This is a genomic window from Mesorhizobium sp. M0633 (genome assembly GCF_040320645.1).
Classification (GTDB): domain Bacteria; phylum Pseudomonadota; class Alphaproteobacteria; order Rhizobiales; family Rhizobiaceae; genus Mesorhizobium.
Window position 1 is genome coordinate 33,616 of record NZ_JAMYQC010000017.1, and the last position, 12,271, is coordinate 45,886.

A 12,271-nucleotide genomic window follows, 5' to 3' on the forward strand; every position below is an offset into this window, starting at 1 on the left:
CATGACATGAGAAAATATCTGATATCGACCGTGGCGGCATCGGCGCTTGCGCTGGTGCTTGGCATGACAAGCGTACGCGCCGAAGACGCCGTCGATCCGAATGCCAAGCAGGGCGGCGCGATCACCATCACCTACAAGGACGACGTCGCCACGCTCGATCCGGCCATCGGCTATGACTGGCAGAACTGGTCGATGATCAAGAGCCTGTTCGACGGGCTGATGGACTACGAGCCGGGCACCACCAACCTGCGGCCCGACCTTGCCGAGAGCTACGAGATTGCGCCCGACGGCAAGACCTTCACCTTCAAGCTGCGCCACGGAGTGAAGTTCCACAATGGCCGCGAGATGACCGCCGACGACGTGAAATATTCGCTCGATCGGGTCACCAATCCAAAGACACAGAGCCCGGGCGCCGGCTTCTTCGGCTCGATCAAAGGCTATGACGACGTCGCTGCCGGCAAGGCGGAAAGCCTGGCGGGCATAACCGTCGTCGATCCCTACACGATCAAGTTCGAGCTGACCCGGCCCGACGCCACCTTCCTGCATGTCATGGCGATCAACTTCTCGCATGTCATGCCGAAGGAAGAAGTCGAAAAATACGGTGCGGACTTCGGCAAACATCCGGTCGGAACCGGCGCCTTCAAGCTCGCCGAATGGACGCTCGGCCAGCGCGTGGTCTTCGAGCGCAACCCGGATTACTGGCACAAGGGTCTGCCGCATCTCGACAAGATCACCTTTGAGATCGGCCAGGAGCCGATCGTGGCGCTGCTGCGGCTCCAGAAAGGCGAGATCGACGTTCCCGGCGACGGCATTCCGCCGGCGAAATTCCAGGAGGTGATGGCCGATCCCGAGCAGAAGGCCCGTGTCGTCGAGGGCGGCCAGTTGCACACCGGCTATATCACCATGAATACCACCATGGCGCCCTTCGACAACGTGAAGGTGCGGCAGGCGGTCAACATGGCGATCAACAAGGACCGCATCGTCCAGCTGATCAACAACCGTGCGGTGCCGGCCAATCAGCCGTTGCCGCCGTCGATGCCCGGCTATGACAAGGCATTCAAGGGCTATCCCTATGACGTGGCCAAGGCCAAGGCCTTGCTTGCCGAGGCCGGGCATCCCGACGGATTTGACACGCAGCTGTTTGCCATGAACACCGATCCCAACCCGCGCATCGCGCAGGCCATTCAGCAGGATCTGGCGGCGGTCGGCATCAAGGCCGGCATCCAATCGCTCGCGCAGGCCAACGTCATCGCCGCCGGCGGCGACAAGGCCGGTGCGCCGATGATCTGGTCCGGCGGCATGGCCTGGATCGCCGACTTCCCCGATCCGTCGAACTTCTACGGCCCGATCCTCGGCTGCGCTGGTGCCGTCCCGGGCGGCTGGAACTGGTCGTGGTATTGCAACAAGGAGCTCGACGCCAAGGCGGCCGAAGCCGACTCCATCGTCGACCCGGCCAAGGCTGGCGACCGCGCCAAGATGTGGAGCGAGATCTACGGCAAGATCATGGAAGACGCGCCCTGGGCACCGGTCTTCAACGAGCAGCGGTTCACCATGAAATCAACCCGCATGGGCGGCGCCGACAACCTCTATGTCGACCCGGTCCACATCCCGATCAACTACGACAATGTGTATGTGACCGATGTGCAATAACTGCGACTACACCATCCACGGGCGCCACCATCATTTCGGCTGGGACAATTCCTTTGTCCCGACCGAACGGGTGGCGCCAGGGTCGACGATCGAGTTCCAGTGCCTGGACTCGTCCGGCGGGCAGCTGACGATGGAGAGCACCGTCGACGACGTTGCTTTGCTCGACTTTGCCAAGGTGAACCCGGTCACTGGGCCAATCTATGTCGACGGGGCAGAACCGGGCGATGCCCTGAAAATCACCATCGAGGCGTTCAAGCCGTCAGGCTTCGGCTGGACGGCGAACATCCCGGGATTCGGTCTGTTGGCGGATGACTTCTCTCAACCGGCACTGAATATCTGGAAGTACGACGCCGCCTCGCTCGAACCGGCGCTGTTCGGCAAGAGCGGCCGGGTGCCGCTCAAGCCCTTCGCCGGCACCATCGGCAATGCCCCGGCTGAGCCGGGTCTGCATTCGGTGGTCCCGCCGCGGCGCGTGGGCGGCAATCTGGACATCCGTGATCTCGCCGCCGGCACGGTTCTCTACCTCCCTGTGGAGGTCGCGGGCGCGTTGTTCTCGGTCGGCGACACGCACGCCGCGCAAGGCGATGGCGAGGTCTGCGGCACGGCGATCGAGAGCCCCATGAACGCCGTGCTGACGCTCGATCTGGTCAAGGATGCACGGCTGCGGACGCCGCGTTTCACAACGCCCGGTCCGGTGTCGCGGCATCTCGACGCCAAGGGCTACGAGGTGACAACCGGTATCGGGCCGGATCTGATGGACGGCGCCAGGAGCGCCGTTTCCCAGATGATCGACCTGCTCTCCGGCCGCTACGGCATGGATCCGGTAGATGCCTATATGCTCGTCTCGGTTTGCGGTGACCTGCGCATCAGCGAGATCGTCGACATGCCCAACTGGGTGGTTTCGTTCTACTTCCCCCGCTGCGTCTTTGAATGAAGGTGGAGGACATCAAACGATCCGGGCAGGCCGCCGCGGAGAGTGGCTCTGTCAGACCGGTACTCAGCGTCTCAGGTCTGAGCGTCGCCGTGCGCGGCGAGGAGGGCGAGCGCGACGTCGTTTCCGACCTGACATTCGGCCTGATGCGCGGCGAAACGCTTTGCATCGCCGGCGAGTCCGGTTCCGGCAAGTCGATGACGGCGCTGGCCATCATGGGCTTGCTGCCGCAGCCGGCGGCACGCATCGGATCAGGCTCCATCCGGCTCGGCAATCAGGATCTCGCGGCTCTCAGCGAGAGCGGCATGCGCCGCATCCGCGGCGACCGTATTGCCATGATCTTTCAGGAACCGATGACATCGCTCAATCCGGTTCTGTCCATTGGGCGGCAGCTCACGGAGGCGATCGAGGCACACACCTCGCTGTCGCGCTCCAACTCGCGGCTGAGGGCGCTCGAGGCGCTGAAGGCAGTCCGAATTCCGGATGCCGAACGGCGGCTCGAGCACTATCCGCACGAACTGTCAGGCGGCATGCGCCAGCGCGTGATGATTGCCATGGCTCTGGCCCTGAACCCGGACGTGCTGATCGCCGATGAGCCGACGACCGCCCTCGATGTTACGGTTCAGGGCGAGGTGCTGGAGCTGCTGCGCGACCTCCAGCGCGAGCACGGCACCAGCGTCATCCTGATCACGCACGACATGGGCGTCGTCGCCGAGATGGCGGACCGCGTCATCATCATGCGCGATGGCCGGATGATCGAGCAGGGCAGGGCGGCTGACATCTTCAATCGCCCGCAGGCCGACTATACACGCGAGCTTCTGGCCGCCGTGCCGCGTATCGGCGGCGGACGGACGGCCGAAGGCCGACAAGATGCCGCCAACATGCCGGCCGAGCTTGTATCTGTCAGCGATCTTCACGTCCGCTTCGACCTGCACGGCGGCTTCTTCGGCCGCGTTGACCGCAGGGTGCACGCGGTCGAAGGCGTGAGTTTCTCGATCGCGCCGCACGAAACCCTGTCGCTGGTCGGCGAATCGGGCTGCGGCAAGTCGACGACGGCCAAGGCGATCGCCGGACTAGTGCCTTTCACCGGCAGCATTTCAATCGGCGGCCACGACCTGTCGGCGCTCAGCCGCAAGGAGCGCAAGGCTGTCCGCCGCAATGTGCAGATGATCTTTCAGGATCCCTTCGCGTCCCTCGACCCGCGCATGCGGGTCGGCGATCTCGTCGCCGAGCCTCTGCTGATCCACGGCCTCGGCGACAGAGAGCAACGGCATGCCCAGATCGCCGCCCTGTTCGAACGCGTCGGCCTCTCCGCTGACCAGATGGAGCGCTATCCCCACGAATTCTCCGGCGGGCAGCGCCAGCGAATCTGCATTGCACGGGCGCTGGCGCTGCGACCAAAGCTGATCATTGCCGACGAGAGCGTCTCTGCTCTCGACGTGTCGGTGCAGGCGCGCGTGCTAAGATTGCTGAAGGAGCTGCAGCGCGAATTCGGCGTCGCATATCTCTTCATCTCGCACGACATGGCGGTGGTCGAGAACATCTCCGATCGCGTGGCGGTAATGTATCTGGGGCAGATCGTCGAGATGGGCACCCGCGACCAGATCTTCTCCAACCCGCGCCATCCTTACACAAAGCGGCTGATCGAAGCCGTTCCGGTTCCCGATCCAGGCCGGCGCCGCGCCAGGTTCGCCCGTTTGGACAGCGAAATTCCAAGCGCTGTGCGACGCATCGGTGACGAGCCCCGGAAACTCAAGCTCGAAGATGTTGGCGACGGCCACCTCGTCGCCACTTGATCGAGCTTAGGCTGCCTCGTCCAGCCAATCCCGCAGAGGCTCGGGGACAGCTGCATATGTGATGTTCGAGCGGCGGAAAATGATCGGCGATGGCGCTGCCGCGGCAGCGCCGTTCGGCGATGCCGAGTTGGCAAGATCACCCGTTTACATCTGACATGTTAGCGTGCTAACGCTACGTCCACATGGATTTCAACGGAGATCGCATTGGCTTCCCGCTTTGGTCTTTCGGTTGCCCTGACCACACCCTTCGACCCGTCGGGGCAGATAGCGCTCGCGCCGATGATCGCGCATGCCCGAGCCTGCCTTGGCGCCGGCTGCAGCAGCGCGACGCTGTTCGGCACCACCGGCGAAGGAGCCTCGGTCGGCACCGACGAGCGACGGATCGTCACCGAGGCCATGCTGGCGGCCGGTATTCCGCCACATCAGCTCGTCGCCGGAGTGCTGGTCGATGCAGCCGAAGATGCCGCCGATCAGGCCCGGCACGCTTTGCAGCGCGGCGTTCGCAACATTCTGCTCGCTCCGCCGAGCTACTTCAAGAATGTCGGCGAGGACGGGCTGTTCGGATGGTTTTCCGCCGTCTTCACCGCACTCGGTCCGCTGGCGCGCGACGTGCTGCTCTATAACATCCCCTCAGTCACCATGGTGCCGCTCCCGCTTGGGCTGATCGGCCGGCTGCGCGCCGCTTTTCCCGCTGTGGTGGCCGGGGTGAAGGATTCCGGCGGGGACTGGAGCTACAGTGAGGCGCTGCTTGAGGCGCACGGCGATCTGGTGATCCTCATCGGCGACGAACGGCATCTGGCGAGAAGCGTGCGCCGCGGCGGACAGGGCGCGATTTCCGGCATGGCTAATTTTGTTACCGGCGAAATCCGGGCAATGGTCGAAAACGGGGGCGACGACCCACGCGTCGAAGACTTCGTGCTCGAATTGCTCAAATACCCGGTCACGCCGGCGGTGAAGGTCATGGTCGCGCGCAAGACCGGCGACGAGCGCTGGCTGGCGGTCCGCCCGCCCCTAGAGGCGATCGATCCGCAGGGACAGCGGCAGCTTGCCGCTGCCTACGACAGGCTGTTTGCGACAGAGGCGGCCTGACCGACAAGGCCGGGCTGACCGACAAGGAAGCGAGCTGAAGTGGAAGACGGCAGCGAACCGATCACTCTCCGGGAGAAGGCCTATGCCAGCTTCACGCGGCATTTGCTGGCCCGCGATCTGCGGCCGGGGCAGTTCGTGTCACAGCGCGAACTGGTCGCTTTCACCGGGCTGCCGCTGGGTGCCATTCGTGAGATCGTCCCGCGCCTCGAGGCCGAGGGATTGCTGACCACCATCCCGCAGCGCGGCATGCAGATCGCGCATATCGATATCAATCTGATCCGCGAGGCGTTTCAGTTTCGGTTGTTCATGGAACGCGAGGCAGTGGCGCTATTCACGACCAGCGCTTCTGATGCCGAACTTGCCCGCATGCGGCGCGAACATGAAGAGATGCTGGCTCAAGCTCTCGGGCAGGCGCCGACGCCGGAAATGGAAGCCAAGGCCCAGAACATCGACTGGGCGATGCACGACACCTTCATCAATGCGCTCGGCAACGAGATTATCGCCAAGGCCTATCTGGTCAACTCGGTGAAAATCCGGCTGATCCACCAGGAGCGTTTCCGCATCGACGGTCGTGTGGTGCCGGTGATGCGCGAACATTTGGCGGTCATCGAAGCCATGGAGAGCCGCAATCCGCAAAAAGCGGTTGAAGCGATCAGTCTGCATATCGACAATGCGCGCCGGCTGGCGCTCCAGATCTGAGGAAATATAGCCGCGCCGCGGTTCGCGGCGCATCCACAACGACAGCAACCGGGAGGAAGAAATGTCGTCCAATCTGTTCAACCCAACCAGGAGGCAACTCCTTGCCGGAACCGCGGCGCTAACCGCTGCCGGCCTTGTGGGGCTTCGCCCCGGCTTTGCCGCAGGCGTTGACTGGAAACGCTTTGCCGGGACGACGCTTGACGTCAATCTGGTGAAAAGCCCGCGCAGCGACACCATCCTGAAATATCTCGCCGAGTTCGAGGAACTGACCGGCATCAAGGTCAATGCCGAGGCAACGCCCGAGCAGCAGCAGCGCCAGAAGACGGTGATCGAGTTGAGCTCGGGCAAGCCGAGCTTCGACGTCGTGCATCTGAGCTACCACGTGCAGAAGCGCCAGTTCGAGAAGGGTGGCTGGCTGGCCGACATCGCCGGCTATCTCGCCGATCCGTCGCTCACCGACCCGGCGCTGGTCGAAAGCGACTTCGCCGAAGCCGGCATGCTGTTTGCCAAGGACGGCCAGGGCGTGCTGCGCTCGCTACCGTTCTCGGTGGACTACTGGATCCTGTATTGGAACAAGGAGCTGTTCGAGGCCAAGGGCCTCAAATACCCAGAGACCTTCGAGCAACTGGTGGCAGCCGCCGAAGCGCTGACCGACCCCTCGACCAATACATACGGCTTCGTCGCCCGCGGGCTCAAGAACGCAAACACGCCGGTGTGGACGTCGCTGATGCTCGGCTACGACATGACGCCGCTAGATGACAAGGGCAAGCTGCGCACCGAGGCTCCCGAGGCGATCGAGGCGGCCGCGCTCTATCAAAGATTGATGACCAAGTCCGCCCCTCCGGGCGTTACCGGGTTCAACTGGGCCGAAGCACAGTCGGCCTTCCTGCAGGGCAAGATCGGCATGTGGCTCGACGGCGTGGGCTTTGCCCCGCCGATGGAAAATCCGGAAAAATCGAGGGTGGTCGGCAAGGTCGGTTACGGCGTGATGCCCAAGGGTCCCAAGGCGCATGCCTCGGGCACCTTCGGCGACGGGATTGGCGTTACCGCCGCCAGCGAGAAGAAGGAGGCTGCCTATCTGTTCTGCCAGTGGGCGGTATCGCCAACCATGGGTGCACGGCTGTTGCAGGCCGGGGCCGGCGTTCCGTTCCGCAAATCCGTGCTGGAGGATCCCAAGGTGCGTGAAGGCGTCACCATGCCGGCAAGCTGGCTTGATGCCGTGGTCGGCTCGGGCAATATCAGTCGGCTGGCACTGCCGGTCATCATCCCCGTCACGGAATTCCGCGACATTTATGGCGTGGCGTTGACCAACATGATTGCCGGCGCCGATCCAGCCGCGGAGCTGAAGAAGGCCACCGAACAGTTCCAGCCGGTTCTCGACAGGAGCGAGCAGGGCTGATGTCGGCCACCACCCCAGAACAGACCGGGGTGACGATGCCGGTTATCGACGGGAGCCAGACGATCCGGCTGGCTCCCAACTACTGGCCTTTCGTTGTCCCCGCACTCGTCGTCGTCGGCGCCGTCATCGTTTTCCCCTGGGCTTTCACCCTGTGGATGAGCGTCAATCGCTGGACGCTCGGCCAGTCGCGGAGCTTTGCCGGGATGGAAAACTATCTCCGCCTGGCCAGCGACCCACGTTTCTGGGAATCCCTTGTTCATACGTTGACCTACACTTTCCTCTCGGTTGCAGCGCCGATGCTGCTGGGCACTCTGGCCGCCCTGATCTTCGATGCCAGGTTTCCGCTGCGCGGCTTGCTACGCGGCGTCTTCGTCATGCCGATGATGGCGACACCCGTTGCCGTCGCACTGGTTTGGACAATGATGTTCCATCCTCAGCTTGGCGTGCTCAACTACCTGCTGTCGCTGGTCGGCATCCCGGCTCAGGAATGGATATTCAACGCCAACACGGTCATCCCGTCGCTGGTTGGGGTCGAGACCTGGCAGTGGACGCCGCTGGTCATGCTGATCGTGCTTGGCGGGCTGGCCTCGGTGCCGCGCGAGCCCTTCGAAAGCGCCGAGATCGACGGCGCCAATGCCTGGCAGCAATTCCGCTATCTCACTCTGCCGATGATCGCGCCGTTCCTGATGATCGCGGTCATCATCCGCACCATCGATGCGCTGAAGAGCTTCGACATCATCTACGCGATGACCCAGGGCGGGCCGGGAACGGCGTCGGAGACCATCAACATCTATCTCTACAACACCGCCTTCTCCTACTACGATATCGGCTACGGCTCGGCCATGGCCGTGGTGTTCTTCATTGTCATCGTGGCCCTGTCGTTTGTCCTGCTGATGCTGCGCCAACGCTCGCAGTGGATCGATACGGAGGGCAAATAGATGAGTTCACGGCTGCTCAACCAGATCGGTCTGTTTTTCGCTGCCCTGGTTTTCGTTTCGCCGGCGATCCTGTTCTTCCTCTGGATGATCTCGCTGTCGCTGAAATTCGAGATCGACAACGGTGCCTATCCGCCGATCCTGATCCCCGAACGCTTCGCCTGGTCGAACTATGTAAAGGTGTTCGAGGAGAACAATTTCCTGCTCTATCTCTGGAATTCGGTTCTGGTGACCGGCACGGCGACCTTGCTGGCGCTGCTGATCGGCGTACCGGCCGGCTATGGCATCGCACGGCTCAAGGCTGAACGATCGGCGGTCGTCATCATGATCGCCCGCATGACGCCTGGGCTATCCTATCTCATCCCGCTGTTTCTGCTGTTCCAATGGATCGGGATACTCGGCACGCTGTGGCCGCAGATCATCATCCATCTGGTGGTGACGGTGCCGATCGTGGTGTGGGTGATGATCGGCTATTTCGAGACCACGCCGATGGAACTGGAAGAGGCGGCCAACATCGACGGCGCCAGCTCCTGGCAGGTTTTCCGGCTGGTTGCCCTGCCCATCGCCAAGCCGGGCATCGTCGTCGCCTTCATCCTGTCCGTGATCTTCTCGTGGAACAATTTCGTCTTCGGCGTGGTGCTCGCCAGCCGTGAGACGCGCACACTCCCGGTCGCCGTCTACAACATGCTGTCCTACGAGCAGGTCAGCTGGGGGCCGCTCGCCGCGGCGGCGCTGGTGGTGACGTTGCCGGTGCTGATCCTGACCATGTTCGCGCAAAGGCAGATCGTCGCGGGGCTGACCGCCGGCGCCGTCAAGGGCGGCTGAGGGCGCGTCCTGACATCACTCTTTTTCCAGGAAAGATCCAATGGCATCGGTAACAATCAACAACGTGCAGAAGGCCTTCGGGGCCACCAAGATCATTCACGACGTCAGCGTCGACATCGCCGACGGCGAATTCGTCATCCTGGTCGGCCCGTCGGGATGCGGAAAATCGACGCTGCTGCGCATGATCGCAGGCCTTGAGACGATCTCCGGCGGGAAGATCGCCATCGGCGAGCGTATGGTCAACAATCTGCGGGCACGGGACAGGAACATCGCCATGGTGTTCCAGAATTATGCGCTCTATCCGCATATGACTGTGGCCGACAATATGGGCTTTGCCCTCAAGATCAAGAGAGCCGATCCGGCCGACACCGTTGGCCGGGTCCGGAAGGCAGCCGGCATCCTCGGCCTGGAAAAGCTGCTTGACCGCTATCCGCGCCAGCTTTCGGGCGGCCAGCGCCAGCGCGTCGCCATGGGCCGCGCGATCGTACGCGACCCACAGGTCTTCCTGTTCGACGAGCCGCTCTCCAACCTCGATGCCAAATTGCGCGTCCAGATGCGCGGCGAGATCAAGGCCCTGCACCAGCGGCTGGGTACCACGACGATCTATGTCACGCACGACCAGATCGAGGCCATGACGATGGCCGACAAGATCGTCGTGCTGCATGACGGCCTGGTCGAGCAGATCGGCGCGCCGCTGGACCTCTACGACCATCCGGCCAACCTCTTCGTTGCCGGTTTCATCGGCTCGCCCGCCATGAACTTCATCGCCGGCCGCATCGAGGAGGGCGTGTTCCGCAGCGCCGGCGGGTTGGTCCTGCCGTTGCCGGAAGGCGCCCAGCCGGCGGATACCGCAGGACGCGAACTCGTCTACGGCATTCGCCCGGAACATATCCGGGCAACCGGGCAGGGCGTGCCGGGCACGATCACGCTTCTCGAGGCGACAGGCTCGGAAATCTTCGCCAGCGTCGACTGCTCCGGTGAAGAAATCTCCTGCCTCTTCCGAGAAAGGCTTGCGCTCAAGCAAGGCGAAGGGGTGCGGATCGAGATCGACCGCGCATGTGCGCATCTGTTCGACGCAGCAACCGGTCGGCGCATTTGACTCGGTGGTCCGGTAATGCGTCGTCGGCCTAGGTCGGCAACGCGAATTCACCGGCGAGTTCGATGGCGCGGCCTTCGCGGGCCGATCTCTGGGCGGCAACACCCATGACGACGGCCCACCAGCCGTCTTGCAAGGTCACTTCCACCTTGCCTTGTCCGCGCACCGCAGCGGTGAAGCGGGCGTGCTCGAAATAGGTCGAACCGTTATGGTCGCCTGCCTCGAGCAGCCGGGGGTCGACGGGAATCTCCAGCAGTCGTGGTCCAGGCGGATTGCGCGGACTAACGATCAACTGGGGCACTGGCGCAGGGCCAAGGTGGGTCGGCCAGAAACGGCCTGGTCCGGGCACCAGACATTCGATCTTTCCGTCGCCGCCGACAGCGCAGAGTTCCTCCTGGTAGCGGCTGCCCTCGGCAAACATGCACAGTTCCAGCATGGCGCGCGCGCCGCTCGCGAAATCAACCAGCACATAGCCATGGTCAAGGATATCCGGCCTCTCACCGCCATAGCGTTCGTCGAGATGGTTTACGGCCTGTCCAGCGCTCGCCATCACGCGGACGGGGTCCGATCCGAGGATCAGCCGCATCAGGTCGAAGAAGTGGCAGCACTTCTCGACGAACGTGCCGCCGGTGTTGCGGTTGAAGTGGTTCCAGTCGCCGACCTTGGCCAGAAACGGGAAGCGGTGCTCGCGGATCGTCAGCATGCGGATGCCGCCGGTGGCGTGGCGCGCCTGCTCGACGAATAGGGCGACGGGGGGCATATAGCGATATTCCATAGCCACCCAGACGAGCGGAAGCCGAGCTTTCAACGCCGCGATCAGCCCCTCGTCGGCGCCCTCGGTGAAGAGCGGCTTTTCCACCAGTACCGGCAGTGGTCGAAGCGCGGCGATCTGCTCCATCTGACCGAGGTGCTGGTGGTTGGGGCTGGCGATCAAGACGCAGTCCACCTCATCCATGGCCAGCAGTTCGGCGATCGATGCCGCCGATCGCGCGCCCGACGCCGTCGCCAGCGACGCCGCCAACATGCCGGGGTCCGGCTCGACGATCGCGGCCACATGCGCGTCGGGCAACAGAGCGATATTGCGGATATGCTCGCGGCCCATCATGCCGCAGCCGATGATGCCGTAGCCGATCGATGATCTGGTCACGCTGCGTCTTCCTCCGGCCTATCTGAAACGCGTGACGTACCGCGCCGCGCCCGGATCGAACCAGCTGCGGGAATATTCCGCGCTGGCGCCGTCGCCAGCCCAGGCGATACGTTCTATGAACCCCACGACCGTCCCCGGCGGTGGCCTGAATTCGAGCGGGGCCCAGTCCGGCGCGGGTGCGACGGCAACATGGTCTTCGGCGCGAACGATCGAAAAGCCGAGCGCGAGCCGGTAGTGGAGATAGAGGGATTCCGACAAATCCTCGCGCTTGAGCCGCTCGGCGCGGCTGACGTCCAGCCAGATCTCCTCGACCGCGGCCGGCTCGCCGTCGAGCCGCCGCAGCCGGCGTATACGGTGGGCTTCGCCGGCGCTGCCGAATTGCGGCATGTCGGCGGGCTTGCGCAGTCGCTCGACGGACAGCACGTCGGCGCTCGGCAGGCCGCCGCCGCCGATACGCTCCAGGCGAAAGAAAGCATAGACCCCGAGCAGGTCGCCGCGCGCCCGCACATAGTTACCCGAGCCCTGGATGCGGTCGAGAAGGCCCTTTTCGGTCAAATCTGCCAGCGCCCGCCTGAGCGTGCCGACGGCAATCCCGAGGCTCGCGGCCATCTCGCGCTCGGGCGGCAGCCGCGCCCCGTCGGCCAGCCGTCCGGCCGCGATTTCGCGGATCAGCATTTCGCTGGTCTGCAAGTGCACAGGCAAGG

11 protein-coding genes are annotated in these 12,271 nt (G+C 63.6%); 9 read left to right on the forward strand and 2 right to left on the reverse strand.

What is annotated here, in order from left to right:
* Positions 1–6: 6 nt before the first annotated feature.
* From NKI47_RS18775 to NKI47_RS18815, 9 genes are all read left to right on the forward strand, one after another.
* The gene (locus NKI47_RS18775) at positions 7–1,650 is read left to right on the forward strand and encodes an ABC transporter substrate-binding protein (RefSeq protein ID WP_352592452.1); all 1,644 of its coding nucleotides are present in this window, start codon (positions 7–9) and stop codon (positions 1,648–1,650) included.
* Positions 1,640–2,584: an acetamidase/formamidase family protein gene (locus NKI47_RS18780; protein ID WP_352592455.1), complete on the forward strand. Its 945-nt coding sequence runs from the start codon at positions 1,640–1,642 to the stop codon at positions 2,582–2,584. Before NKI47_RS18775 ends, NKI47_RS18780 begins: the two co-directional genes overlap by 11 nt.
* Positions 2,581–4,377 carry an ABC transporter ATP-binding protein gene (locus NKI47_RS18785; protein WP_352592458.1) on the forward strand — a complete coding sequence of 599 codons (1,797 nt, stop codon included), beginning with the start codon at positions 2,581–2,583 and terminating at the stop codon, positions 4,375–4,377. The genes NKI47_RS18780 and NKI47_RS18785 overlap by 4 nt, the downstream gene beginning before the upstream one ends.
* Positions 4,378–4,581: 204 nt before the next feature.
* Positions 4,582–5,466, forward strand: coding sequence for a dihydrodipicolinate synthase family protein (locus tag NKI47_RS18790; protein ID WP_352592460.1), 885 nt, complete (start codon positions 4,582–4,584; stop codon positions 5,464–5,466).
* A gap of 39 nt (positions 5,467–5,505) precedes the next feature.
* Positions 5,506–6,165: a GntR family transcriptional regulator gene (locus tag NKI47_RS18795; RefSeq protein WP_023674176.1), complete on the forward strand. Its 660-nt coding sequence runs from the start codon at positions 5,506–5,508 to the stop codon at positions 6,163–6,165.
* A gap of 61 nt (positions 6,166–6,226) precedes the next feature.
* Positions 6,227–7,564, forward strand: a complete 1,338-nt coding sequence (locus tag NKI47_RS18800) for an extracellular solute-binding protein (RefSeq protein WP_023674177.1) — start codon at positions 6,227–6,229, stop codon at positions 7,562–7,564.
* A gap of 35 nt (positions 7,565–7,599) precedes the next feature.
* Entirely contained in the window at positions 7,600–8,502 is a 903-nt protein-coding gene (locus NKI47_RS18805; RefSeq protein WP_352592669.1) for a carbohydrate ABC transporter permease, read from the forward strand.
* A complete protein-coding gene (locus NKI47_RS18810; RefSeq protein WP_023674179.1) occupies positions 8,503–9,324 on the forward strand; it encodes a carbohydrate ABC transporter permease in 822 nt (273 codons plus the stop codon).
* 40 nt (positions 9,325–9,364) lie between these two features.
* A complete protein-coding gene (locus tag NKI47_RS18815) occupies positions 9,365–10,423 on the forward strand; it encodes an ABC transporter ATP-binding protein (RefSeq protein ID WP_352592463.1) in 1,059 nt (352 codons plus the stop codon).
* Positions 10,424–10,451: 28 nt separating this feature from the next.
* Here the strand turns inward: NKI47_RS18815 and NKI47_RS18820 are convergent, their stop codons facing one another.
* Together NKI47_RS18820 and NKI47_RS18825 are read right to left on the reverse strand one after the other, a co-directional pair.
* On the reverse strand, positions 10,452–11,525 hold the full coding sequence (locus NKI47_RS18820; protein WP_502898055.1) for a Gfo/Idh/MocA family protein: 1,074 nt from the start codon (positions 11,523–11,525) through the stop codon (positions 10,452–10,454).
* 60 nt (positions 11,526–11,585) lie between these two features.
* Positions 11,586–12,242 (reverse strand): GntR family transcriptional regulator, encoded by a 657-nt coding sequence (locus NKI47_RS18825; RefSeq protein WP_352592469.1) that lies wholly within the window; start codon positions 12,240–12,242, stop codon positions 11,586–11,588.
* Positions 12,243–12,271: the final 29 nt, after the last annotated feature.

Coding starts and splice junctions, on each gene's coding strand:
- NKI47_RS18775 (WP_352592452.1), top strand. CDS start 7: ATGAGAAAATATCTGATATCGACCGTGGCGGCATCGGCGCTTGCGCTG.
- NKI47_RS18780 (WP_352592455.1), top strand. CDS start 1,640: ATGTGCAATAACTGCGACTACACCATCCACGGGCGCCACCATCATTTC.
- NKI47_RS18785 (WP_352592458.1), top strand. CDS start 2,581: ATGAAGGTGGAGGACATCAAACGATCCGGGCAGGCCGCCGCGGAGAGT.
- NKI47_RS18800 (WP_023674177.1), top strand. CDS start 6,227: ATGTCGTCCAATCTGTTCAACCCAACCAGGAGGCAACTCCTTGCCGGA.
- NKI47_RS18805 (WP_352592669.1), top strand. CDS start 7,600: ATGCCGGTTATCGACGGGAGCCAGACGATCCGGCTGGCTCCCAACTAC.
- NKI47_RS18810 (WP_023674179.1), top strand. CDS start 8,503: ATGAGTTCACGGCTGCTCAACCAGATCGGTCTGTTTTTCGCTGCCCTG.
- NKI47_RS18815 (WP_352592463.1), top strand. CDS start 9,365: ATGGCATCGGTAACAATCAACAACGTGCAGAAGGCCTTCGGGGCCACC.
- NKI47_RS18820 (WP_502898055.1), bottom strand. CDS start 11,525: ATGATGGGCCGCGAGCATATCCGCAATATCGCTCTGTTGCCCGACGCG.
- NKI47_RS18825 (WP_352592469.1), bottom strand. CDS start 12,242: ATGCTGATCCGCGAAATCGCGGCCGGACGGCTGGCCGACGGGGCGCGG.